Origin of the sequence: Streptomyces sp. NPDC089915 (assembly GCF_040684675.1) — a bacterium.
Classification (GTDB): Bacteria; Actinomycetota; Actinomycetes; order Streptomycetales; family Streptomycetaceae; genus Streptomyces.
Genome location: NZ_JBFBGN010000003.1, coordinates 89,602 through 113,391, shown reverse-complemented (window position 1 = coordinate 113,391; position 23,790 = coordinate 89,602). Strand labels below are relative to the sequence as shown.

General features: G+C 73.2%; 17 protein-coding genes and 1 tRNA gene. 5 read left to right on the top strand and 13 right to left on the bottom strand.

Annotated features, from left to right (window positions below):
* Positions 1 to 22: 22 nt before the first annotated feature.
* The 3 genes from AB0O29_RS02185 (at position 23) to AB0O29_RS02175 (ending at position 2,671) form a co-directional block, all read left to right on the top strand.
* Positions 23 to 1,756, top strand: coding sequence for a TraM recognition domain-containing protein (locus AB0O29_RS02185; protein WP_365144657.1), 1,734 nt, complete (start codon positions 23 to 25; stop codon positions 1,754 to 1,756).
* 212 nt (positions 1,757 to 1,968) lie between these two features.
* Complete coding sequence (locus AB0O29_RS02180) at positions 1,969 to 2,433, top strand: hypothetical protein (protein ID WP_365144654.1); 465 nt, start codon at positions 1,969 to 1,971, stop codon at positions 2,431 to 2,433.
* A gap of 7 nt (positions 2,434 to 2,440) precedes the next feature.
* Positions 2,441 to 2,671, top strand: a complete 231-nt coding sequence (locus AB0O29_RS02175) for a hypothetical protein (RefSeq protein ID WP_365144651.1) — start codon at positions 2,441 to 2,443, stop codon at positions 2,669 to 2,671.
* Between the two features lie 74 nt (positions 2,672 to 2,745).
* On the opposite strand, the gene AB0O29_RS02170 is transcribed toward AB0O29_RS02175, so the two are convergent.
* Both AB0O29_RS02170 and AB0O29_RS02165 read right to left on the bottom strand, forming a co-directional pair.
* Positions 2,746 to 4,011 carry a hypothetical protein gene (locus tag AB0O29_RS02170; protein ID WP_365144648.1) on the bottom strand — a complete coding sequence of 422 codons (1,266 nt, stop codon included), beginning with the start codon at positions 4,009 to 4,011 and terminating at the stop codon, positions 2,746 to 2,748.
* 82 nt (positions 4,012 to 4,093) lie between these two features.
* On the bottom strand, positions 4,094 to 4,609 hold the full coding sequence (locus AB0O29_RS02165) for a SigE family RNA polymerase sigma factor (RefSeq protein WP_365144645.1): 516 nt from the start codon (positions 4,607 to 4,609) through the stop codon (positions 4,094 to 4,096).
* 156 nt (positions 4,610 to 4,765) lie between these two features.
* Between AB0O29_RS02165 and AB0O29_RS02160 the strand changes: the two genes are divergently transcribed.
* Positions 4,766 to 5,137: a hypothetical protein gene (locus AB0O29_RS02160; protein WP_365144642.1), complete on the top strand. Its 372-nt coding sequence runs from the start codon at positions 4,766 to 4,768 to the stop codon at positions 5,135 to 5,137.
* Positions 5,138 to 5,258: 121 nt separating this feature from the next.
* Here AB0O29_RS02160 and AB0O29_RS02155 read toward each other — a convergent pair.
* From AB0O29_RS02155 to bldG, 11 genes are all read right to left on the bottom strand, one after another.
* Positions 5,259 to 5,332: transfer RNA gene (locus AB0O29_RS02155), tRNA-Thr, on the bottom strand.
* 105 nt (positions 5,333 to 5,437) lie between these two features.
* Positions 5,438 to 6,973 carry an alpha/beta hydrolase gene (locus tag AB0O29_RS02150; RefSeq protein WP_365144639.1) on the bottom strand — a complete coding sequence of 512 codons (1,536 nt, stop codon included), beginning with the start codon at positions 6,971 to 6,973 and terminating at the stop codon, positions 5,438 to 5,440.
* A gap of 143 nt (positions 6,974 to 7,116) precedes the next feature.
* A complete protein-coding gene (locus AB0O29_RS02145) occupies positions 7,117 to 8,328 on the bottom strand; it encodes a DNA polymerase III subunit delta' (protein WP_365144636.1) in 1,212 nt (403 codons plus the stop codon).
* Between the two features lie 109 nt (positions 8,329 to 8,437).
* Positions 8,438 to 11,671, bottom strand: a complete 3,234-nt coding sequence (tmk, locus tag AB0O29_RS02140; protein ID WP_365144633.1) for a dTMP kinase — start codon at positions 11,669 to 11,671, stop codon at positions 8,438 to 8,440.
* A gap of 154 nt (positions 11,672 to 11,825) precedes the next feature.
* Entirely contained in the window at positions 11,826 to 14,654 is a 2,829-nt protein-coding gene (topA, locus tag AB0O29_RS02135) for a type I DNA topoisomerase (protein ID WP_365144630.1), read from the bottom strand.
* A gap of 267 nt (positions 14,655 to 14,921) precedes the next feature.
* Positions 14,922 to 15,119, bottom strand: coding sequence for a hypothetical protein (locus tag AB0O29_RS02130; protein WP_045945854.1), 198 nt, complete (start codon positions 15,117 to 15,119; stop codon positions 14,922 to 14,924).
* A gap of 140 nt (positions 15,120 to 15,259) precedes the next feature.
* Positions 15,260 to 16,774 (bottom strand): methyltransferase, encoded by a 1,515-nt coding sequence (locus AB0O29_RS02125; protein WP_365144627.1) that lies wholly within the window; start codon positions 16,772 to 16,774, stop codon positions 15,260 to 15,262.
* A gap of 64 nt (positions 16,775 to 16,838) precedes the next feature.
* Positions 16,839 to 17,393, bottom strand: a complete 555-nt coding sequence (locus tag AB0O29_RS02120) for a small secreted protein (RefSeq protein ID WP_365144624.1) — start codon at positions 17,391 to 17,393, stop codon at positions 16,839 to 16,841.
* 169 nt (positions 17,394 to 17,562) lie between these two features.
* The gene (locus tag AB0O29_RS02115) at positions 17,563 to 19,968 is read right to left on the bottom strand and encodes a sodium-translocating pyrophosphatase (protein ID WP_365144621.1); all 2,406 of its coding nucleotides are present in this window, start codon (positions 19,966 to 19,968) and stop codon (positions 17,563 to 17,565) included.
* Between the two features lie 257 nt (positions 19,969 to 20,225).
* Positions 20,226 to 20,666 (bottom strand): ATP-binding protein, encoded by a 441-nt coding sequence (locus tag AB0O29_RS02110; protein ID WP_365144618.1) that lies wholly within the window; start codon positions 20,664 to 20,666, stop codon positions 20,226 to 20,228.
* Between the two features lie 114 nt (positions 20,667 to 20,780).
* Positions 20,781 to 21,122 carry an anti-sigma factor antagonist BldG gene (gene bldG / locus AB0O29_RS02105; protein WP_049716377.1) on the bottom strand — a complete coding sequence of 114 codons (342 nt, stop codon included), beginning with the start codon at positions 21,120 to 21,122 and terminating at the stop codon, positions 20,781 to 20,783.
* Between the two features lie 80 nt (positions 21,123 to 21,202).
* Between bldG and AB0O29_RS02100 the strand changes: the two genes are divergently transcribed.
* Positions 21,203 to 23,653: a DEAD/DEAH box helicase gene (locus AB0O29_RS02100; protein WP_365144613.1), complete on the top strand. Its 2,451-nt coding sequence runs from the start codon at positions 21,203 to 21,205 to the stop codon at positions 23,651 to 23,653.
* Positions 23,654 to 23,790 lie beyond the last annotated feature (137 nt).

Sequence of the window (23,790 nt, the reverse complement as noted above, 5' to 3'; positions counted from 1 at the left end):
CGGCGGAAGGAACGCCCTGACCATGGCCCAAGAACCGCAGAAGAAGCCACGCGCCGAGGACGACTGGACGATCGAGATCGTCCTCCTCGTGGCCGGCGTCCTGGCCCTCCTGTCCGCCGCCTGGCTCGCGGCCCGCCTCGGCGCGTCGTTCACCGACCAGCCGGCGCCTCCGGGCAACCCCTTCTCCTTCGCCATAGCCCTGGCCAAGGGCGACTACTCCTGGCCCGGCGGCGCGGCCAGCGCCATCGCCGCCGCCGAGGCGCTGCTGCTCGCCGGACTGATCACCGCCGGGTACCGGATACGGCAGCGGCTGCGCGACAGGCCGGACGTGGACCGGGCGGCCAAGCACATGGTCGACGGAACGGACCTCGGCAAGCTCACCATGAAGGGCGCGGCCGCGACCGCCGAGCGCCTCGGGGTCAAAGCGCAGGTGCCCGGCGTGTTCATCGGCCGCTCGGTGAAGGGCCGCCAGCCGCTGTTCGGCTCCTTCGAGGACATGCACGTCGACATCTGGGGCCCGCGTACCGGCAAGACGACCCGGCGCGCCATCCCGGCGATCCTGGACGCCCCCGGGGCGGTGCTCGTCACCTCCAACAAGCGCGACATCGTCGACGCCACGCGCGGACCGCGCCAGGCCCGCGGCCAGGTGTGGGTCTTCGACCCGCAGCAGGTGGCCCAGGAGCCGCCGGCCTGGTGGTGGGACCCGCTGTCGTACGTCACCGACGTGGCCAAGGCCCGCAAGCTGGCCGACCACTTCGCCTCGGGCTCGCGCGACCCCGACGCCTCCTCCGACGCGTTCTTCGACCCGGCGGGCCAGGATCTCCTCGCCAACCTGCTGCTCGCGGCGGCCACCGCCAAGATGCCCGTCACGCAGATCTACACCTGGCTGTCCAACCCGAAGGACGACACCCCGGAGCGCATCCTGCGCGGCGGCGGACACCACATGCCCGCCGACGCCCTGAACGGGGTCATCACCGCCCCCGACAAGCAGCGCAGCGGCATCTACGGCGTCGCGCAGCAGATGGCGTCCTGCCTGATCAACCCCGAGGTCAACAAGTGGGTGAGCCCGCTCGGACCGGCCGACGGCCGCCCCGAGTTCGACCCGCACGAGTTCGTCCGCACCGGCTCTACCCTCTACTCCCTCTCCCGTGAGGGCAGCGACTCGGCCGGCCCGCTGGTGACGGCCCTGACGGTGGCCGTCGTCGAGGCGGCCGAGGAGTACGCCACCTCGCAGCGCGGCGGCCGCCTCTCCCTGCCGATGGTCGGCGTCCTGGACGAGGCGGCGAACGTCTGCCGCTGGCGCGCCCTGCCCGACCTCTACTCCCACTACGGCTCGCGCGGCATCGTCCTGATGACGATCCTCCAGTCCTGGGCCCAGGGCGTCGAGGTGTGGGGCGACCGCGGCATGGAGAAGCTCTGGTCGGCCGCGAACGTCCGCGTCTACGGCGGCGGCGTCTCCGACACCAAGTTCCTCGGGGACCTCTCGGAGCTGGCGGGCGAGTACGACCTCCGCGAGTTCTCCGCGACCCAGGAGTCGGAGCGCGGCCGCTGGTCGGGCAACCGCACGGTGAACCAGTCGGTCCGCCGCGAGCGCGTCCTGGAGGTCTCCGACCTCGGCTCGATGCCCCCGGGCCGCGCCCTGGTCCTGGCCTCGGGCACCAAGCCGGTCCTGGTCGAAACGATCCCCTGGTGGGAGGGCCAGCACGCCCGCGAGGTCAAGGCCTCCCTGTCCAAGTACGACCCGGGCGCCAGCTGAGCCCCGTCCACACCCACGCGAAACCCCAGGTCACGACCCATACGACCTGGGGTTTCCCCATACCCCCGACGACTTCCGCCCCCCGCGGTCGACGGGTCAGCCCGCCAGCCTGTTGATCACTCTTAACAGTGGACTGCCGGACCGGGCAGCACCCTGCACCAACGATGAGAAGTTCCGACCTTCAGACACACTCTCTGACAGAAGGAACACTCATGACCAAACTCCCCACGCTCCGGGCCCTCGCGGCTCTCGCCACCGCGGCCGCGCTGGCCGTCTTATCCCCCGCCCAAGCCCACGCCAGCGCGATCGGCTCCACCCCCGTGGCCACCTTCGACTACCAGGTCGGGGGCGTCACGATGAAGGTCCCCACCGGCTGCATGTTCACCCACATCATCCGGGGCGAGGGCAAGAAGATCACGTACCAGAACGCCGGCGTGGACTGCGGCTTCGTCGGAGCCCTCCACTCGGGCTTCTGCAACTGGCGCATCGACTTCACCTACGCGGACACCGAGAACAAGACCTACCGCACCTCCCGCGGCAAGACGCACACCGAGTGCAAGATCAACCCCTTGCGGGACAACGCTCCCCAGACCCTCCCCCGTTACGGGAAGGCCTGCGCCTCCATCCACGTCAACGGCGTCCGCCGGGCGGGCCAGTGCCACCACATCACGAAGTGAGCCGCGCATGACCACCCAGCCCACCCCCGAGGAACCCTCCGGAGAGGCGAAGCGCGGCCCCGCCGGCGTCGCGGCCTTCCTCATCGGAGCCGCCGGGTCGTTCGCGTTCTTCGCCTTCTTCCCCGGCCTGCCCCACGTGATCGACTGGGGCGCGATCCTCATCTCGCTCGCCGTCGGCGCACTCGCCCGCTGGGCCTGGCGCGCCCGCGCCGCGAGGAAGCACGCGGACCCGGGCTGAAGCCCACCCACGTCCGACGACGAAAGTGCGGGCCACTCCCGTGGCCCGCACTCCCTCACCGCGCGCCCGCCCGGCTACTTGCCGTACTGCGCCCACTTCTCGCTCGTCGCCATCTCCTTCAGCTGCGCCATCGTCAGCGCCGGATCCTTGCGGGTCGCGTCGCTCTCCTGGTTCTTGGCGTTGAAGGCCGAGACGATCACGCGGGTGCCGTCGGTCCGCAGCGTGTCCACGTTCCACCAGACCACGTTCTTGCCGCCCTTCTCCCCGGGCGTCTGGCGGGTCACCACCTTCGTGCCGTCGGGCATCACCGTGGCGTGCGTGAACAGGCTGTCCATGCCGCCGTGCTTCCCCGGCGACTGGACCTCCACCGTGACCATCGACTTGCCCCTGCCGTCGTCGAGGACGACGTACGCGCTGTCGCCCTCGCCCCCCTTGGCGACGACCGGGACGCCGTACCCGGCCACCAGCCCGTCCAGGACCGGTGCGGCCGACGCCCCCGGGCGCGGAACCGTGCGCGGCGTCTCCGGACGGGCCCCCGGCAGGTCCTCCAGCGCCCGGCGCCACAACGGCGAGTGCGCGATGGACTTCAGCCGGACCGGCTCCAGCGGAGGGTTGGGCCGCGAGACGGGCTCGCCCTTCTCCGCGGCCGCGTTCCACTCCTGTACGTCCACCAGGTAGCCCTGCGGGGTCACCAGCGTGGCCCGCCAGGACTTCGTGGGGACGCGGCGGTCGGGGTACTCGTAGCCCTGGTAGAGCATGACCCTCGACCCGTCCGCCATCGTCTCGGACGTGCAGCCGTCGTAGTCGAACTTGTTCTTGTCGGGGCAGGTGAGCATCTCGGTGACGCTCGCTCCGTTCGGGTCCACGCGGTTGAGGCTGATCCCGACGGCCGCCTTGCCCTTGCCGTCGTCGAACACGCCGGAGACGCCGGTCCCTCCGGCTCCGTCGCCCGTTCCGCGCCCCTTGAGCTCGGTCAGCTCCCCGTCGGGCAGAAGCTGCCTGAGCCAGGTGACCATCTGCTCGTCGGAGACCGCACCGGTGCCCGACCCCGGCACCTTCCCCTTCGCGGGCGGGGTGCTCGACAGGGCCGGCGGGGCCGCGACCTCGGCCGTACCCACGCCGCCCGTCCCGCCCGCTCCGCCCAGCAGGCCGCCCGTGTAGGCGCCGGCGGTGCCGATCAGCGCCAGCCCCAGCACCGATCCGCCGATCACGGCGGCCCGGCGGCGGACCACCAGCCTGCGCCCGCGCCGCTCACCGCCGGCGACGAGGGCCTGCCGGTCGGGCGTGAAACCGTCCCCCGCCTGTCGCAGGGCTTCAGCGAGCTCATCTTCAAAGGACATGCGAACCCAGACCTTCCACTCAGTAGCGAGGGGGAACGAGGAATGACATCGAGAGAAACCACCGCGGAGGAGCCCGCAGGGCTCAGCGGGCGACCAACTCGGCGAGCGAGCCCCCCAGTTGCCCGCGCAGCCGAGCCAGCGCCCGCGTGCTCCGGGTACGGACCGCCGCCGAGCTGACGTTCATCGCCTCGGCGGTCTCCTCGACGCTGCGGTCCTCCCAGTAGCGCAGCACCAGCACCGCCCGGTCCTTCGGGGCCAGCTGCCCGAGCGCCTGCAGCAGGGTCACCCGCAGCTCCGGGTCGGCGGCGCCGGCCGCCGAGACACCCGACTCGGGGAACTCCCCGACCGGCCGCTCCCCCGCCGAGCGGCGCCGCTGGTGCGTCAGGAAGGACCGTACGAGCACCGTCTGCGCGTACGCGGCCGGGTTGTCGATGCGGGAGACCCGGCCCCAGATCAGGTACATCCGCCCCAGGGTCTCCTGCACCAGGTCCTCCGCGAGGTGCACGTCACCGCTCGCCAGCAGGCACGCCGACCGGTACAAAGGCCCCGTCCGACCCGCCGCGAATTCCCGGAACCCGTCCCTGCGACCCTGCCGCATCTACTCCCCCTCGCGTCCGTCTCACCCCTTCGACGCGATGACGGTCCGGGAATGTTTCAACCAGATTCGCGCAGGCGGAGAAGACCGCCCGCCCGGGTCCCCGTCCTGACGGCATGTCATGATGCCGACACGTTCACGGGGGAGGAGCTGGAGACGATGCCGACGGAGACGCCGGGCCGCACGGCCCGGGACCTGGCCGCCGAGCTGGAAGGCCTGCGGGGGGTGGACTGGGCGTCGGTCTGGGCGGGTCCGCCGCAGGGCGGCTCTCCGGAATGCCGCACCTGGTGCGAGCGCTACGGCTGGGAGCCGCAGACGGCCGACCGCAACCTGGCGGTGCGCAGCGGGACCGGCGGCAGATGGACCTTCGAAGCGGGCGGCAACTGGCGTCCCGTACGCCGCCTGACCCACTGGGCGTGGCACCTCAGGGCGGACGAGGCGTCGGAGAACCCCGCCCTCCTGGCCCGCGCGGCCGACGGCCACCGACACGCCGGGCGGTTCGCGGATCCAGCTGACCGTGAACGCCCCTGAAGGCTCACGGCGGAACCCGTGAGGCCCGACGCCGCCCCGACGCCGGCCGGGACGGCCCGGACGGCCGGGTGAAAAAGCAAAAGCCCCAGGTCACGGCGAGTGAGTCCTGGGGCTTCTACAGAGCCGCCTTCGGGATTCGAACCCGAGACCTACGCATTACGAGTGCGTTGCTCTGGCCAACTGAGCTAAGGCGGCACCGCTGGGAGACGAGAAAAATCCCCGTGGGGAGCCTCTCATCAGCAGCGTCGCCAAGTCTACAGGGTTAAACCCGATGCCCCGAACCAGGGGAGGCCGGCAGGGTCAGCAGCGCTTTCCGGCGGGTGGGGCCTGGCCCTCCAGGAGGTAGCGGTTGATCGCGGAGTCGATGCAGTCGCTGCCGCGGCCGTACGCCGTGTGGCCGTCGCCGTCGTACGTGAGGAGGGTGCCCGAGTCCAGCTGCCGCGCCAGGGCCTCGGCCCACTTGTACGGGGTCGCCGGGTCGCGGGTGGTGCCGACCACCACGATCGGGGCCGCGCCCCGGGCCTTCAGCGGTCCGGCCTTGCCCGTGGCCTTCACCGGCCAGTACGTGCAGTTCAGGGAGGCCCAGGCCAGGCCCGCGCCGAAGACCGGCGAGGCCTTCTCGAAGGAGGGCAGGGCGGCGTCCACCGCCGCCGGGCCGTCGAAGGCCGGGGGCTGGTCGAGGCAGTTCACGGCGGCGTTGGCGAACATGAGGTTGGCGTACTTGCCGTCCGCCTCGCGCTCGTAGTAGCTGTCGGCGAGGGACAGCAGCCCGGCGCCTTCCCCGTTCATCGCGTCCGTGAGGGCCTGGCGCAGGTGCGGCCAGGCGCTCTCGTCGTACAGCGCCGCGATCACCCCGGTCGTCGCGAGGGACTCGCCCAGCGGGCGGTTCGGGTCGCCGGAGGGGACCGGCTGGGCGTCCAGCTTGCGGAAGAACTCCTTCAGCCGCTGCCCCTGCGCCTCCGGGGTGCCCTGCCCCAGCGGGCAGTCGGGCTGCTTCGCGCAGTCCTTCGCGAAGGAGCGGAAGGCCGTGTCGAAGCCCGCCGTCTGGTCGCGGTTGAGTTCGAGCGCCGGCCGCGAGGGGTCCATCGCCCCGTCCAGGACCAGCCGGCCCACCCGGCCCGGGAAGAGGTCCGCGTACGTCGCGCCGAGGAAGGTGCCGTAGGAGGCGCCGACGTAGTTCAGCTTCTCGTCGCCCAGGACCGCCCGGAGCAGGTCCATGTCGCGGGCGGCGTCCACCGTGGAGACGTGCGGCAGGATCCGCGCCGAGTGCTGTTCGCAGGCCGCCGCGAACTCCTTGAACGCCGCCACGAGCTTCGCCCGTTCCTCCTGGTCGTCCGGCGTCTGGTCCACCTGGGTGAAGCGGTCCATCGCCGGGCCGGTCAGGCACTCCACGGGGCTGCTGCGCGACACCCCGCGCGGGTCGAAGGAGACCATGTCGTAGCGGGCGCGCACGGGCGCCGGGTAGCCGATGCCGGCGTACGCCTGGAGGTAGCCGATGCCGGAACCGCCCGGGCCGCCCGGGTTGACCACCAGGGAGCCGAGCCTCTTGCCGGGGCCGGTGGCCGTACGGCGGGCCACCGCGATGTCCACGTCCTGGCCGGAGCCCGGGTTCGCGTAGTCCAGCGGCGCCTTCATCGTGGAGCACTGGAAGCCCTGGACACCGCAGTCCCGCCAGTTCAGCTTCTGCCCGTAGTACGGGCGCAGTCCGGCCGGGACCGCGGACGGCTCGGCCGAGGCCGAGGCCACGTCCGGGCTCCCGGAGGTGCAGCCGGAGAGCAGCAGCCCGGCGGCGGCGATCACGGTCCCGGTGGTACGCAGCACTCGCCTGGTGTCCATGCGGCGAGCGTACGTCCTGCCGGGACGGCTGTCCGTCGGCCGCCGCCCGCCCGGCCGCCCGCCGACCGGGGAAGGCCCCACGCCCGGGCGACCGTCCGGTGTTCCGCGCGTGCGGACCGGGACCGCTCGTACGGGTGAACCCGTCAGCCCGCCCGCAGGGCCATCGTCATGGCCTCCACCGCCAGCAGCGGGGCCACGTTGCGGTCGAGGGCGCCGCGGCAGGCGATGATCGCCTCGATCCGGCGCAGCGTCCGCTCGGGGCCCGAGGCGCGGGCGAGCCGGTCGAGGTCCGGCCGCAGGTCCTCGTTGGCGATGGCCAGGGAGGAGCCGAGCTGGAGCGCGAGGACGTCCCGGTAGAAGCCCGTCAGGTCGGTGAGGGCCAGGTCGAGGCTGTCGCGCTGGGTACGGGTGCGGCGGCGCTTCTGACGGTCCTCCAGCTCCTTCATCACACCGGCCGTACCGCGCGGCAGCCGGCCTCCGGCTCCCGCTCCGGCGCCGAGGGCGGCCCTCAGCTCCTCGGTCTCCTTGGCGTCGACCTCCTCGGCGACCTGCTTGGCGTCCTCCGCGGCGGCGTCGACGAGCTCCTGCGCGGCCTTGAGGCAGCCGCCCACGTCGTCCACCCGCAGGGGGAGCTTCAGCACGGCGGCCCGGCGGGAGCGGGCGGCCTCGTCGGTGGCGAGCCGGCGGGCCCGGTCGATGTGGCCCTGGGTGGCGCGGGCCGCGGCCGCGGCGGCGGCCGGCTCGACGCCGTCGCGCCGCACCAGCACCTCGGCCACCGCCGCCACGGACGGGGTGGTCAGGGTCAGGTGGCGGCAGCGGGAGCGGATGGTGGGCAGCACGTCCTCCAGGGAGGGCGCGCACAGCAGCCACACCGTGCGCGGGGCGGGCTCCTCCACGGCCTTCAGCAGGACGTTGCCCGCGCCCTCGGTGAGCCGGTCGGCGTCCTCCAGGACGATGACCTGCCAGCGGCCCACGGCCGGCGAGAGCTGCGCGCGGCGCACCAGGTCGCGGGTCTCCTTCACGCCGATCGACAGGAGATCGGTGCGGACGATCTCCACGTCGGCGTGCGTCCCGGCCATCGTGGTGTGGCAGCCGTCGCAGAACCCGCAGCCCGGTTCGCCGCCGAGCGCGCGGTCCGGGCTGACGCACTGCAGGGCGGCCGCGAAGGCCCGGGCGGCGGTGGCCCGGCCGGATCCGGGCGGGCCGGTGAACAGCCAGGCGTGGGTCATCTTGGAGCCGGGCGGCAGCGGCCGGCCCTCGGCGGCGGCCGTGACCAGGGCGTCGGCGTCGCGGGCGGCGGCGGCCAGCTGCGCGTGCACGCGCTCCTGTCCCACCAGGTCGTCCCACACGGGCATCCCGCCCACCGCCTTTCACCGTCCGCGGATGCCCCGCACCCGCCTGCTCACATTGTGGCGCGCGCCACCGACAATCCGTCCCCGGCCCGGGGAGCGCCCGCCCGCCGGGTCAGCGGCGGCGGCGCCGTCCGGCGCCGTCGTCCCCGTCACCGCGGTCGTCGCGGTCGTCCCGGTGCGGGCCCAGCAGCTCGTCCGCCAGCGACGGCAGGTCGTCCATCGGGGTCGTCTCGGCCCAGTCGGAGGGGGCGCGGCGCGGCCGGCCGTCCTCGTCGAAGACGGGCAGCTCGCGGGTCACGTCGTTCCCCGAGTCGCGGAAGATCCCCGGCGGCACCCGGTCGGCCGGCGGCTCCTGCGTGTGCGGGGCCGTCGGACGCTCCGCCGGGCGGGTCCGCTCGCCGGGCGCCCGGCCGTCGGGCCGTACGGCGGGCAGGACCGCCGTCTCGTCCGACGCGCGCGCCCCGGAGGCGGGGTCGATCTTGGGCACCGGGACGGTCTGGGTGACGTCGTCGGGCCGCACGACCCGGCGCACCATCGGCGTCTCGACCGTGACGGCCTCGTCCGCCGGGAGCGGGTCCTTGCTCATCACGACCTTCGGCGCGGGCGCCTCGGGGGCCTTCGGAGCGGCGGCCGCCGCCGCGGCGGCCGAGGCCTCCGCGAGCTTGCGCGCCTCCTCCGCCCGCAGCAGGGCCTCCTCGGCGCGCCGCTGCTTCTCCATCCGGCGCTCCTCGGCCTCGGCCCGCTGCCGGGCCTCCTCCGCCTCCTGGAGCCGGATCCGCTCCCGCTCGGCGGCGCGGGCCCGCTCCTCGGCCTCCGCGCGCAGCCGCTCGGCCTCGGCCCGCTCCCGGGCCTCCTCCTCGGCCTTGAGCCGCTGCTCCTCGGCCTTGCGGCGGGCCTCCTCCGCCCTGCGGGCGGCCTCCTCCTCGGCCAGCCGGCGGGCCTCCGCGGCCTCCCGCTCGGCCTTGATCCGGGCTTCCGCCGCCTCCCGCTCGGCCTTCAGGCGCGCTTCCTCGGCCTCGCGCTCGGCCTTGAGCCGCGCCTCCTCGGCCTCGCGGGCCAGGCGGGCCTCCTCCTCGGCCTTCAGCCGGGCCTCCTCCGCCTTGCGGGCGGCCTCCTCCTCGGCCTTGCGGCGGGCCTCCTCCTCGGCGAGCCGGCGGGCCTCCAGCTGCGCGGCGACCTCGGCCTCCGACAGCGGGAGCATCCGGTCCAGCCGGTGGCGCACGACGGTGGTGACGGAGCCGGGGTCCTGGCCCGCGTCGACCACCAGGTAGCGGCCGGGGTCGGCGGCGGCGAGCGTCAGGAAGCCGGCCCGCACCCGCTGGTGGAACTCGGTCGGCTCGGACTCCAGCCGGTCGGGGGCCTCCGTGAAACGCTCCCGCGCGGTCTCCGGCGACACGTCGAGCAGCACGGTCAGGTTCGGGACCAGGCCGTCCGTGGCCCAGCGGGAGATCCGGGCGATCTCGGTCGGCGACAGGTCGCGCCCGGCGCCCTGGTAGGCCACCGAGGAGTCGATGTAGCGGTCGGAGATGACCACCGCGCCCCGCTCCAGGGCGGGCCGGACGACGGTGTCGACGTGCTCCGCGCGGTCGGCGGCGTACAGCAGCGCCTCGGCGCGGTTCGACAGCCCGGCGGAGGAGACGTCCAGCAGGATCGAACGGAGCCGCTTGCCGACCGGGGTGGCACCGGGCTCCCGGGTCACGACGACCTCGTGGCCCTTGCCCCGTATCCAGTCGGCCAGGGCCTCGGCCTGGGTGGACTTGCCGGCGCCGTCGCCGCCCTCCAGGGCGATGAAGAACCCGGTGGTGGACGGGGCCTGTACGGGGTCCCCGCCGCGCAGCGCGTCGCGCAGGTCGCGGCGCAGCGGTACGCCGCCGCGGTCGTCGGCCTTGGTGAGGACCACCACGGCGGCGGGCAGCAGCAGCGCGCCGACCAGCATCAGGGTGTAGGCGGCGCCGCCGTGCGAGAGGACGACTCCGCCGCCCGCCAGCCGGTGCGGGCCGATCGCGGCGGCGAGCAGCGGGGCGGCCACCGCCCCGACGGCCACGGCCACCCGGACCACGGCCTGCAGGTGTCCGGTGACCCGGGCCCGGCGGAACTCCTCGGTCTCCTGGTCGAGCAGGGTGTGGCCGGTGTTGGCGGCGACGCCGGCGGCGGTGCCCGCGAGCAGCGCCAGGAACAGCACGGTCGCCGTGTCCCGGACCAGGCCGGTCAGCAGCAGCGCCACCCCGGCGACGGCCATGGCCAGGGCGAGGAGCCGCCGCCGGGACAGCCCGGGCAGCACCTTGCCGGCCTGGTTGGCGCGGATGCCGGCGGCGGTTCCGCCGACGAGGGCGAGCACCATCAGGGCGTACGAGGAGGGTCCGCCGCCCAGGTCGAAGGCCTGGAGCACACCGACGGAGGCGGCGCAGGCCACGGCTCCGGCGACGGCGGCGCAGGCCAGCACGAGCAGCGGGATCGCGCCCGTACGCCCCTTCTCGGGCCGGTCGCCGGCCCGAGGGGCCCGCAGCCCCTCCAGCGGGGAGCGCGGCCTCGGGGTCTTCACGGCGGGCAGCGTCAGCGGCAGCAGCAGCGAGACGGACGCGGCGAACAGGCCGGCGGCGACGTACGAGCCGAGCGCCGACTGGTTCGAGGCGAACCAGCCCACGCCCAGGCCGAGGGCCCGCCCCGTCAGGGTCGCGGCGAGCAGCGCGACGGCGGCGACGGGCATCGCCGCGAAGGCCGTGCGCAGGCTGAGGCGGCGCAGGGCGTCGAGGTGGTCCGGGAGCGGGCGCACGGTCGCGCCCTCCGGCGGCGGAGCGGGCAGCAGCGCGGGGGCGGCGCTCTCCTTGGCCAGGGTCCACACCCGCTCGGCGGCGCCGGAGACGAAGACGGTGGCCAGCAGGGCGGTCGTGGCGTGCGCCGGGATCCAGTCGAGCCAGAGCGGGGCGACGACGAACAGCACGATCCGCAGCCCGTCGGCGCCGGCCATCGTCCAGCGGCGGTCGAGCCTGCCGCCGGGGGCGGTGAGCCGGGCCAGCGGGCCGAGCAGGACGGCGCCGAACAGGACGGTGGCGAGGACGCGCACCGCGAACACGGCGGCGACGGCGAAGGCGGCACCCCGGTAGCCGCCGCCGAAGAGGTCTCCGGAGGCGGTGGTGACGGTGGCCTGGAGCGTCAGCAGGACGAGCACCAGCAGGGCGAGGGCGTCGCCGATGCCGCTCACCAGCTGGGCGCTCCACAGCCGGCGCAGCCCGGGCGTGCGCAGCAGGGCGCGCACCGCTCGCTCGCGGGAGTCCGCGGCCAGGGCTTCGTCGTAGGTGGGGTTCTCGGAGTCGGTCACGACCGTCGGCTGCTCGGCTCGCGTCATCCGCCCAGCCTATCCGCTGCGCCGGGCCGTTGCCGTGGCCTGTGGACAGGGTCCGGTGTGACCCCGCCCGCAGTGGTTCCCGGGGGCGGCGCCCCCGGGTTCGCGCACCTCGGGCGGCGACGGGGCCGGAGGGTTCCGGCCCCGTCCCCGGGTCCTACTCGTCCGCCGGAGCGGCCGCCGCCTTCTTCGCGGCAGCCGTCGTCTTCTTGGCGACCGTCTTCTTCGCGGCGGTCGTCTTCTTGGCGGCCGTGGTCTTCTTCGCCGCCGTCGCCGTGGCCTTCTTGGCCGGTGCCTTCTTGGCCGTGGCCTTCTTCGCCGGGGCCTTCTTGGCCGTCTTCTTCGCCGGGGCCTTGGCCCGCTTCTCGGCGAGCAGCTCGTAGCCCCGCTCCGGCGTGATCGTCTCGACGTCGTCGTCCCGGCGCAGCGTCGCGTTCGTCTCGCCGTCCGTCACGTACGGGCCGAAGCGGCCGTCCTTGACGACCACCGGCTTCTCGCTGACCGGGTCCGTGCCCAGTTCCTTCAGCGGCGGCTTGGCCGCGGCGCGGCCCCGCTGCTTGGGCTGGGCGTAGATCGCGAGGGCCTCGTCGAGGGTGATCGAGAAGAGCTGGTCCTCGGTCTCCAGCGACCGCGAGTCCGTGCCCTTCTTCAGGTACGGGCCGTAGCGGCCGTTCTGGGCCGTGATCTCCACGCCCTCCGCGTCCGCGCCGACGACGCGCGGCAGCGACATCAGCTTGAGGGCCTCGTCGAGGGTGACCGTGTCCAGGGACATGGACTTGAAGAGCGAGGCCGTCCGCGGCTTGACCGCGTTCTTGCCGGTCTTCGGGGTGCCCTCGGGCAGGATCTCGGTCACGTACGGCCCGTAGCGGCCGTCCTTCGCGACGATCTGGTTCCCGCTGACCGGGTCGGCGCCGAGCTCGAACTCGCCGCTCGGCTTCGCGAACAGCTCCTGGGCGTACTCGACCGTCAGCTCGTCCGGGGCGAGGTCGTCGGGGACGTCGGCCCGCTGGTGGCCCTCGGCGTCCTTCTCGCCGCGCTCCACGTACGGCCCGTAGCGGCCGACGCGCAGCACGATGCCGTCGCCGACCGGGAAGGAGGAGATCTCCCGGGCGTCGATCGCGCCGAGGTCGGTGACCAGTTCCTTCAGGCCGCCGAGGTGGTCGCCGTCGGCCGGGACGACCTCGGAGGCGTCCTCGGAGCCGAAGTAGAACCGCTTCAGCCACGGCACGGACTGGGCCTCGCCGCGCGCGATGCGGTCGAGGTCGTCCTCCATCTTGGCGGTGAAGTCGTAGTCGACGAGCCGGCCGAAGTGGGTCTCCAGCAGGTTCACGACGGCGAAGGACAGGAAGGACGGGACGAGCGCCGTGCCCTTCTTGAAGACGTAGCCGCGGTCGAGGATGGTGCCGATGATCGACGCGTACGTCGACGGGCGGCCGATCTCCCGCTCCTCCAGCTCCTTGACCAGCGAGGCCTCGGTGTAGCGGGCCGGGGGCTTGGTCGAGTGGCCGTCGGCGGTGATCTCCTCGGCGCTCAGCGCGTCGCCCTCGGCGACCTGCGGGAGCCGCTTCTCGCGGTCGTCGAGCTCGGCGTTCGGGTCGTCGGCGCCCTCGACGTAGGCCTTCATGAAGCCGTGGAAGGTGATCGTCTTGCCGGACGCGCTGAACTCGGCGTCGCGGCCGTCGCCCGCCCGGCCGCCGATCTTGACGGTGACCGAGTTGCCGGTCGCGTCCTTCATCTGGGAGGCGACGGTCCGCTTCCAGATCAGCTCGTACAGGCGGAACTGGTCGCCGGTCAGACCCGTCTCGGCGGGGGTGCGGAAACGATCACCCGAAGGCCGGATCGCCTCGTGCGCCTCCTGCGCGTTCTTGACCTTGCCGGCGTAGACGCGCGGCTTCTCCGGCAGGTAGTCGGCCCCGTAGAGCTGCGTGACCTGCGCCCGCGCCGCCGACACCGCGGTGTCGGACAGCGTGGTGGAGTCGGTGCGCATGTAGGTGATGAAGCCGTTCTCGTACAGCTTCTGCGCCACCTGCATCGTCGCCTTCGCGCCGAAGCCCAGCTTGCGCGAGGCCTCCTGCTGGAGGGTCGTCGTGCGGAACGGGGCGTACGGGGAGCGGCGGTACGGCTTGGACTCGACCGAGCGGACGGCGAAGTCGGCGCCCTGGAGCGCGGCGGCGAGCGCCCGCGCGTTCGCCTCGTCGAGGTGCAGCACCTCGCCCTTGAGCTGCCCGTTCGGCCCGAAGTCGCGGCCCTGGGCCACGCGCTTGCCGTCCACCGTGTTCAGGCGGGCGACCAGGGACGACGGGTCGGAGGCGTCACCGGCGCGGCCGGTGCCGAAGGTGCCGGTCAGGTCCCAGTACTCGGCGGAGCGGAAGGCGATGCGCTCGCGCTCGCGCTCGACGACGAGACGGGTGGCGACGGACTGGACGCGGCCGGCGGACAGCCGCGGCATGACCTTCTTCCACAGGACCGGCGAGACCTCGTAGCCGTAGAGGCGGTCGAGGATGCGACGGGTCTCCTGGGCGTCGACCATGCGCTGGTTCAGCTCGCGCGGGTTGGCGACGGCGTCCCGGATGGCGTCCTTGGTGATCTCGTGGAAGACCATCCGGTGGACCGGGACCTTGGGCTTGAGGACTTCCTGGAGGTGCCACGCGATGGCTTCGCCCTCGCGGTCCTCATCGGTGGCGAGGAAGAGTTCGTCGGACTCGGCCAGCAGGTCCTTGAGCTTCCTGACCTGCGCCTTCTTGTCGGCGTTGACGACGTAGATCGGCGCGAAGTCGTGCTCGACGTCCACGCCGAGACGGCGGACCTCGCCGGTGTACTTGTCGGGAACCTCGGCCGCGCCGTTCGGGAGGTCGCGGATGTGCCCGACGCTCGCCTCGACGACGTATCCCGGGCCGAGGTAGCCCTTGATCGTCTTCGCCTTGGCAGGGGACTCGACGATGACGAGTCGGCGGCCGCCCTTTGCGGTCTCGCTAGTCGGGGACAACTTGGCTCTTCTCTCCGGTCGGCACTCGGTCGCGGTACGGCGACGCTGCGGAGTGTGACGGTACAACCCGCCCCCGTGTCAAACGGCACAAGCCCGCAACGGCCACTCGAACGGTAACCCGACAAGTGCCATTTCTGCCGCCCGGATGCCGCGCCGGGCCCCTCCCGGTCACCGGGCCGGGTGGCCTGGGGGCCGTCTGGCCCCGCCCCGGCACCCGTCGCGACGTCGGGTTTCACACACCGCTGGAGATCATCGCCGGTCCGCGCCTCAGAACCGCTGGAGGCACCAGACTCCCAGGGCCAGCGAGCCCGCGCCGGCGAGCAGCGCCAGCGGTACGGCCACGGCGGGGCGCACGCCTTCCGCCACCGGCGCCCGACGGCCCGCGCGCGCCCCCGTCCAGACCAGGAGTGCCGTTCCGAACAGCAGGAACACGCCCGCCGCGAACACCGCCGGACCGCGTTCCATGCCGTTCCCCCTCTACCCCCGGGCCGCTCGGGGGATCCCCCCGAATCCCCCGCTGCCGGGGAGCCTGCCACCCGTGGGGATACGGCGGGCGAACCCCGGGTTACATCACGGGTTCGCCCGCAGCCGGAGCCCGGGAACGGCTACCGGCCCGGCTCCCGGACGGGCTCCAGGAAGCCCTGCTCGACCAGCATCCGGATCGCCTCCGGGGTCCGGTCCCGCAGCAGGACCGGGTCCTCCTCGACCAGCTGGGCGATCGCGTCGAGGATCCGGCCCGCGCTGAGCGAGCCGTCGCAGACGCCGGCGAAGCCCGCGCCGACCGTGTCCACCTTCGTGGCCCGGCGCATCCCGCGGTTCTGCCGCAGCACCACGTGCTCGGGGTCCTCCGCGCCGGGCGCGCCGACCTGCTCCTGGACGACCTCCTCGGTCAGCCGGAAGTAGCCGGCCAGCAGCGCGGCGTCGTCGTGCGCCCGCAGGTAGTCCTGCCGGGCGAAGTGGGCCAGGACGGTCTCGCCGAGCGGCTGTTCCACCGTGTGCGGCCACTCCTCGACGACGATCGAGGGCTCGGCCGCGTCGGTGCGCCGCAGCGTGATCCAGCCGAAGCCGACGGCCTTGGTCCCGCGCGACTCGAACTCGTCCAGCCAGTCCTCGTACCGCGCCGCGTACTCGGCCGGGTCGGTGCGGTGGTCGCCCGCGTCGCGCAGCCACAGCTCGGCGTACTGCGTCACGTCCTGCACGTCGCGCTGCACGATCCAGGCGTCGCATCCGGCCGGCACCCAGGAGCGGACCCGGTCGTGCCAGTCCTCGCCCTCGACGTGCTGCCAGTTGCCGAGGAACTGCGCGAACCCGCCGGGGTTCAGGTGCTCCCCCGCCTGCCGGACCAGGGTCCGGCACAGGTCGTCGCCGCCCATCCCGCCGTCGCGGTACGTGAGCCGGGCGCCGGGGGAGATGACGAAGGGCGGGTTCGACACGATCAGGTCGTACGCGGCGTCGCCGACGGGCTCGAACAGGGACCCGGTGAGCAGCTCGGCCTCCGGCGCGCCGGAGAGCGCCAGCGTCAGCCGGGTGAACTCCAGGGCGCGCGGGTTGACGTCGGTGGCGGTGACCCGGGTGGCGTGCTGGGCCGCGTGCAGCGCCTGGATCCCGGAGCCGGTGCCCAGGTCCAGCGCGGTGCCGACGGGGATCCGGACGGTGATCCCGGCCAGGGTGGTGGAGGCCCCGCCGACGCCGAGGACGACCCCCTCCTCGCGGCTCCCGATGCCGCCGGCCCCGCCGACGGCGCAGCCGAGGTCGGAGACGATGAACCAGTCCTCGCCGTCGGGACCGCCGTACGGGCGTACGTCGACGGTGGCGTGCACCTCGTCGCCCTCCCGGCGCAGCCAGCCGTCGGCGAGCGCGGCCCCGACGGGCAGCGCCTCGGCGGCGTGCACGTGGGGCACGGGGCACTGCAGCAGGAACAGCCGGACCAGGGTGGCGAGGGGGCCGTCGCCGTGGCTGCGGGTGGCGCGCAGGGCGGGGACCGTCTCGCTGCGGGCGAGCGCGGCGTAGGCGGGGGCGCCGAGCAGGTCGAGCAGCCCGTCGGCGGTGAAACCGGCGGCGAGGAAGGCTTCGCGGAGCTCGGCGGCGCGGTCGGGCTGGGGGAGGCTGGTGGTACTCACGGGTCCATTGTGGCCGCTGGTACCGCCGATCCCGTACGCCCGCCCGCGCCCCGCGCGGCGTGCGTCACTTGGGCGCGGAGACCTGGCAGCCCTTCTGGGTGTAGATCACCTTGAGACCCGTCGAGTTGAGCTTCTCCTTGCTCGCGGTCTCGTTGGCGGCGACCTCCGTGAGACCGCCGGCGACCTGCTGGAGGCCGTCCGCGAACTTCCCCTGGTCCTTGGGGTCGAGCGCGTCGATCTTCGTCTTGAGGTCGGTGTAGCCCTTGGAGATCTCGCCGTAGCTCTTCACCACGGCGTCCTGGGCGGCCTTGCCGTCCTTGACCGGGGCCTCACCGGCCGCCGTCAGGGAGCCGGCCATGCTCTTGTAGGAGTCCGAGAGCGTCTGGAACGCGGCCGAGTCGGTCTTCTGGACCTCCTCCGGCTTGCTGCTCTGCGAGGCGACCCGCTTGAGCTCGTCGTTGGTGTCCTTGATCTTGGTGAGCTGGGGCTCCCACTTGTCGCAGACCTTCTTGGCCCAGGCATCGGCCTTCTTGTCGCCGCCGTCGTCACCGCCGCAGCCGGACAGCGCGAGCATCAGTACCGCACCGCAGGACACCGCGGCCGCAAGCTTCTTGTTCACCGGATTGGTCCCTTCGAAGGCTCTCGGCCGGAAGATACACGCCCGCCATCCGAGCACACACAAAGGCGGACGGACGGCGCGTCAGTACGCGCCGCCCGTCCGCCGTTCGGGCGCATCCCCGGGCCGGTCGGCCCAAGGGTCGCGGGCCGTCCTCACGGGCTCCGCGGGGTCAGGAGACGGTCGCCGGGTCCGCCGACTGGGCCACGCGCTCCGCGGCCGCGCTCCCGCCCTCGTCGTCGCCGACGGCGATGCCGCGGCGCTTGGACACGTACACCGCGCCCACGATGACGAGCAGCGCGAGCGCCGCGACGACGGCCCGGACGGTGGCGCTGGTGTCCGCTCCGTAGCTGAACTGCACGACGGCCGGGGCGATCAGCAGGGCCACCAGGTTCATGACCTTCAGCAGCGGGTTGATGGCCGGGCCCGCGGTGTCCTTGAACGGGTCGCCGACGGTGTCGCCGATGACGACGGCGGCGTGCGCCTCGCTGCCCTTGCCGCCGTGGTGGCCGTCCTCGACGAGCTTCTTCGCGTTGTCCCACGCGCCGCCGGAGTTGGCGAGGAAGACCGCCATCAGGGTGCCGCAGCCGATGGCGCCCGCGAGGAAGGAGCCGAGCGCGCCGACGCCGAGGGTGAAGCCGACGGCGATCGGGGTGAGCACGGCGAGCAGGCCGGGGGTGGCCAGCTCGCGCAGGGCGTCCTTGGTGCAGATGTCCACGACGCGCCCGTACTCGGGCTTCTCCGTGTAGTCCATGATCCCGGGGTGCTCGCGGAACTGGCGGCGCACCTCGTACACGACGGCTCCCGCGGAGCGGGACACGGCGTTGATGGCCAGGCCCGAGAACAGGAACACCACGGCCGCGCCCAGGATCAGGCCGACCAGGTTGTTGGGCTGGGCGATGTCGAGGCTGAGGTTCATCTCGCCGGCCTTGGCGCCGACCGTCTTGACCGCGTTGCCGATGGCGTCGTTGTACGAGCCGAAGAGCGCGGCCGCGGCCAGGACGGCGGTGGCGATGGCGATGCCCTTGGTGATGGCCTTGGTCGTGTTGCCGACGGCGTCGAGGTCGGTGAGGACCTGCGCACCGGCGCCCTCGACGTCGCCGGACATCTCGGCGATGCCCTGGGCGTTGTCGGAGACCGGGCCGAAGGTGTCCATCGCGACGATGACGCCGACGGTGGTGAGCAGGCCGGTGCCGGCCAGGGCCACCGCGAAGAGCGCGAGCATGATGGACGTGCCGCCCAGCAGGAAGGCCCCGTAGACGCCGAGGCCGATGAGCAGCGCCGTGTAGACGGCGGACTCCAGGCCGACGGAGATGCCCGCGAGGACCACGGTGGCGGGGCCGGTCAGCGAGGTCTTGCCGATGTCCCGGACGGGGCGGCGGCTGGTCTCGGTGAAGTAGCCGGTCAGCTGCTGGATCAGGGCCGCGAGCACGATGCCGATGGCGACGGCGACCACGGCCAGGATCCGCGGGTCCCCGGAGTGGCCCAGGATCGCGGCGTCCTCGACCCCGGTGAGCTCCTTGTAGGTGGCCGGCAGGTAGGCGTAGACGGCCGCGCCGACGAGCACCAGGGAGATCACGGCGGAGATGAAGAAGCCGCGGTTGATCGCCGTCATCCCGCTGCGGTCGGAGCGGCGGGGGGCCACCGCGAAGATGCCGATCATGGCGGTGATGACGCCGATGGCGGGCACGATCAGCGGGAAGGCGAGGCCGAGGTCGCCGAAGGCGGCCTTGCCGAGGATGAGGGCGGCCACGAGGGTGACGGCGTAGGACTCGAAGAGGTCGGCCGCCATCCCCGCGCAGTCGCCGACGTTGTCGCCCACGTTGTCGGCGATGGTCGCGGCATTGCGCGGATCGTCCTCCGGAATGCCCTGCTCGACCTTGCCGACCAGGTCGGCGCCCACGTCGGCGGCCTTGGTGAAGATGCCGCCGCCCACGCGCATGAACATCGCGATGAGCGCGGCGCCGAGACCGAAGCCCTCCAGCACCTTGGGGGCGTCGGCGGCGTAGACGAGCACGACGCAGGAGGCGCCGAGCAGGCCGAGGCCGACGGTGAACATGCCGACCACGCCGCCGGTGCGGAAGGCGATCTTCATGGCCTTGTGGGCGACCTCGGTCAGGTCCTTGGCGGGTTCGCCCTCGGCGGGGGTGGCCTCGCGGGCGGCCGCGGCGACGCGGACGTTGGCGCGGACCGCGAGGCGCATGCCGATGTAGCCGGTGGTGGCCGAGAAGAGGGCGCCGACGAGGAAGAAGGCGGAGCGCCCGGAGCGCTGCGTCCAGTCGTCGGCGGGGAGCAGGAAGAGCAGGAAGAAGACCACGACGGCGAAGATGCCGAGGGTGCGCAACTGGCGGCCCAGATAGGCGTTCGCGCCCTCCTGCACCGCCGCGGCGATCTGCTTCATGCTGCTGGTGCCCTCGTCGGCCGCGAGGACCTGGCGGACCAGGATCTGCGCGACGACGAGTGCGGCCAGCGCGATGCCCGCGATGACGAACACGATGAGCCGGTTGTCATCCGTGAGTACTGCGGCCGCGAGATCACCGGCGTGATCCACGGCATTGGGGGTGAAGAGCCCCGTCATTCGTCCTCCTTGACGTGATGAGCTCAAGATGTGGACGGATTGTAGGGAGCTCGCCCTGATCAAAACAGTGGGCGTGAAACGGAATTGGCGTGCTCTTGCTCCTCAGCAATAGATCACGTCACTCCTTTACCCCCGAAAGAAGTAATGGGGCAAAGGCATTGACGGTCGATCAGCGATCTAGAGGATTTCCCGGGAAATGAAAAAGGCCCTGCTCAGCAGGGCCTTGATAAAGATCGGAAGATAGGACGGGCGCGGGCTTACGGAAGATCGGAGACCCCGGTGACGGGCCACCGCATCCGGATCGTTCCGCCCGATTCCCCACTGGTCACGGAGACGTCGTCGACGAGCCCGCTGATCACCGCGAGGCCCATCTCGTCCTCGCCGTCGGCGTCCGGGTCCAGGGCCGCGTCCATGCCGGGCACCGGCTCGGAGGAGCCGCCGGCCGGGCCGGGCACCTCGTCGCCGACCTCGATGGAGAACAGCTCCTCCTCCTCGGTCAGCACCACCCGGACGGGCGCGGTCAGCCCGTTGCTGCGGTGCAGTCCGACGGCACGCGAACAGGCCTCGCCCACGGCGAGGCGGACCTCGTCGAGGACGGCCTCCTCCACCCCCGCCCGGCGCGCCACGGCGGCGGCGACCAGACGGGCCGTGCGGACGTGTTCGGGCTGGGCGCTGAAACGCAGTTCAACGGTGGCCATGGCGTCCCCCTCGGACTACAGGCGTGCCTTGACAGGGGCCCGGACCACCCGTGGTCCGGTACCCCCTGCTCCTCATCGGCTCCCGCGCCGCCGGGCGGCGCTCGCCGGGAGCCGTCAGTCGGTGGCGCTGACGGCGTCGTCCACAGAGGTGTGGATCGGGAACACCTTCGTCAGACCGGTGATCCGGAAGATCTTCAGGATGCGCTCCTGGTTGCAGACCAGACGCAGCGAGCCCTCGTGCGCGCGGACGCGCTTGAGGCCTCCCACGAGCACACCGAGGCCGGTGGAGTCGAGGAAGTCCACTCGCTCCATGTCGACAACCAGGTGGTAGCTGCCGTCGTTCACCAACTCCACCAACTGCTCGCGCAGCTTGGGCGCGGTATACACATCAATCTCGCCACCGACCTCTACGACCGTGCGGTCGCCGACAGTGCGAGTCGACAGGGACAGGTCCACGGATCCTCCAGCACCTTGCTATCGAGCGGCGCCCCCCAGGGGCCTCCCACCCGAAGGTAGGGGAGGGATCGGCTGCCGCGATGGCATTCAATCACTTACCGGCAGGCGCGCACGACGCCTTGAGACCATTGTCCCGCACGCCGGTGACACACTCGGTTCCAATGGCCAACACTCACCGCCCCGGTCCGGCCACGGCACCGGCGGACCCACGACCCACCCCCGGCACCGTTCTGGACCGCCTGTCACGGGGGCCTTCCCGGGCTGCGCGCATCACCCATACGGAGCACTTGCCCCCTCGGGAGGGCCGTCATGCGGTCTGGCCGCATGAGGTCCGAACGGATGTCGTAGCCGCGATCCGGGCCGCGGGGATCGAACATCCCTGGGAACACCAGGCCGCGGCCGCCGGGCACGCCCTGGACGGCGAGTCGGTGGTGATCGCCACCGGAACCGCCTCGGGCAAGTCCCTGGCGTACCTGGCCCCCGTGCTCTCCGCCCTCGCGGACGGCGCCGAGGCGCCGAACGGCCGGGGTGCGACCGCCCTCTACCTGGCTCCGACCAAGGCTCTGGCCGCCGACCAGCGGCGCGCCGTGCAAAAGCTGGCCGCGCCCCTCGGCAACGCCGTGCGACCGGCCGTGTACGACGGGGACACACCCGTCGAGGAGCGCGAGTGGGTGCGCCAGTACGCCAACTACGTGCTGACCAACCCCGACATGCTGCACCGCGGCATCCTGCCCTCCCATCCCCGCTGGTCCTCCTTCCTGAAGGCCCTGCGCTACGTGGTCGTCGACGAGTGCCACAGCTACCGGGGGGTCTTCGGCTCCCACGTCGCCCAGGTGCTGCGGAGGCTGCGCCGGCTGTGCGCCCGCTACGGCTCCGAGCCGGTGTTCCTGCTGGCCTCGGCCACGGCCGGCGACCCGGCGACCGCCGCCTCCCGGCTGACCGGGGTCCCCGTGACGGGGATCACCGACGACGCCTCCCCGCGCGGCGAGGTGGTCTTCGCCCTGTGGGAGCCGCCGCTGACCGACCTGAAGGGCGAGAAGGGCGCCCCGGTGCGCCGCACGGCGACGGCGGAGACCGCCGACCTGCTGACCGACCTGGTCGTCCAGGGAGTCCGCACGGTGGCCTTCGTCCGCTCCCGGCGCGGCGCCGAGCTGATCTCCGTGATCGCCCAGGAGCGACTGGCCGAAATCGACCGGTCCCTGCCCCGGCGGGTCGCGGCCTACCGGGGCGGCTACCTGCCCGAGGAGCGCCGCGCCCTGGAGCGGGCCCTGCACTCCGGGGAACTGCTCGGGCTGGCCGCCACCACGGCCCTGGAGCTCGGCGTGGACGTGTCCGGCCTGGACGCCGTCCTGATCACCGGCTACCCCGGCACCCGGTCCTCGCTGTGGCAGCAGGCCGGGCGGGCCGGACGCTCGGGGCAGGGGGCCCTGGCGGTGCTGATCGCCCGCGACGACCCGCTGGACACCTACCTGGTCCACCACCCCGAGGCCCTCTTCCGGCAGCCGGTGGAGGCCACCGTGCTGGATCCCGACAACCCCTACGTCCTGGCCCCGCACCTGTGCGCGGCCGCCGCCGAGCTGCCCCTGACCGAGGCCGACCTGGACCTCTTCGGCCCTGCCGCGGCCGGGCTGATGCCCCAGCTGGAGGCCGCGAGACTGCTGCGGCGGCGGACCGCGGCCTGGCACTGGACCCGCCGGGAGCGGGCCTCGGACCTGGCCGACATCCGCGGCGGCGGGGGCCGCCCGGTGCAGATCGTCGAGGCGGCGACCGGCCGGCTGCTGGGCACGGTCGACGAGTCCGCCTCCCACACCGCCGTCCACGACGGCGCCGTCCACCTCCACCAGGGCCGCACCTACCTGGTGCGGCGCCTGGACCTGGAGGAGTCCGTGGCCCTGGTCGAGGAGGCCGACCCGCCCTTCTCCACGACGGCCCGCGACACCACCTCGATCTCCATCCTGGAGACCGAGACCGAGGTCCCCTGGGGCGCGGCCCGGCTCTGCTACGGCTCCGTCGAGGTCACCAACCAGGTCGTCTCCTACCTGCGCCGCAAGCTGATCACCGGCGAGGTGCTCGGCGAGGCCAAGCTGGACCTGCCGCCGCGCACCCTGCGCACCCGGGCCGTGTGGTGGACGGTGACCGAGGACCAGCTCGACGAGGCCCGGATCAACCCGGAGATCCTCGGCGGCGCCCTGCACGCCGCCGAGCACGCCTCCATCGGCCTCCTCCCGCTGTTCGCCACCTGCGACCGCTGGGACATCGGCGGGGTCTCCGTCCCGCTGCACCCGGACACCCTGCTGCCCACGGTCTTCGTGTACGACGGCCACCCCGGCGGCGCCGGCTTCGCGGAGCGGGCCTTCCACACGGCCCGGGAGTGGCTGACGGCCACCCGGGACGCCATCGCCGCCTGCGAGTGCGAGGCGGGCTGCCCCTCCTGCATCCAGTCCCCCAAGTGCGGCAACGGCAACGACCCCCTCCACAAACGCGGCGCGATCCGCCTCCTCACCCGCCTCCTGACCCCACCCCCCGCCTGACCACCCGCCCCGGGACGGGCCCACGACCGGCGGACCCGCCCCGCCCGCCACCGCCGTCGAAGCCTCCGGCACCTGCACCGGACCCTCCGGCAGCGGACCGTCCGCCGCTGGACCCTCCGGCACTGAACCGTCCGGCA

Bases quoted from the DNA above. Each gene is read 5' to 3' on its own strand.
- AB0O29_RS02185 (WP_365144657.1), top strand. From the start codon at position 23: ATGGCCCAAGAACCGCAGAAGAAGCCACGCGCCGAGGACGACTGGACG.
- AB0O29_RS02180 (WP_365144654.1), top strand. From the start codon at position 1,969: ATGACCAAACTCCCCACGCTCCGGGCCCTCGCGGCTCTCGCCACCGCG.
- AB0O29_RS02175 (WP_365144651.1), top strand. From the start codon at position 2,441: ATGACCACCCAGCCCACCCCCGAGGAACCCTCCGGAGAGGCGAAGCGC.
- AB0O29_RS02170 (WP_365144648.1), bottom strand. From the start codon at position 4,011: ATGTCCTTTGAAGATGAGCTCGCTGAAGCCCTGCGACAGGCGGGGGAC.
- AB0O29_RS02165 (WP_365144645.1), bottom strand. From the start codon at position 4,609: ATGCGGCAGGGTCGCAGGGACGGGTTCCGGGAATTCGCGGCGGGTCGG.
- AB0O29_RS02160 (WP_365144642.1), top strand. From the start codon at position 4,766: ATGCCGACGGAGACGCCGGGCCGCACGGCCCGGGACCTGGCCGCCGAG.
- AB0O29_RS02150 (WP_365144639.1), bottom strand. From the start codon at position 6,973: ATGGACACCAGGCGAGTGCTGCGTACCACCGGGACCGTGATCGCCGCC.
- AB0O29_RS02145 (WP_365144636.1), bottom strand. From the start codon at position 8,328: ATGCCCGTGTGGGACGACCTGGTGGGACAGGAGCGCGTGCACGCGCAG.
- tmk (WP_365144633.1), bottom strand. From the start codon at position 11,671: ATGACGCGAGCCGAGCAGCCGACGGTCGTGACCGACTCCGAGAACCCC.
- AB0O29_RS02130 (WP_045945854.1), bottom strand. From the start codon at position 15,119: ATGGAACGCGGTCCGGCGGTGTTCGCGGCGGGCGTGTTCCTGCTGTTC.
- AB0O29_RS02115 (WP_365144621.1), bottom strand. From the start codon at position 19,968: ATGACGGGGCTCTTCACCCCCAATGCCGTGGATCACGCCGGTGATCTC.
- AB0O29_RS02110 (WP_365144618.1), bottom strand. From the start codon at position 20,666: ATGGCCACCGTTGAACTGCGTTTCAGCGCCCAGCCCGAACACGTCCGC.
- AB0O29_RS02100 (WP_365144613.1), top strand. From the start codon at position 21,203: ATGGCATTCAATCACTTACCGGCAGGCGCGCACGACGCCTTGAGACCA.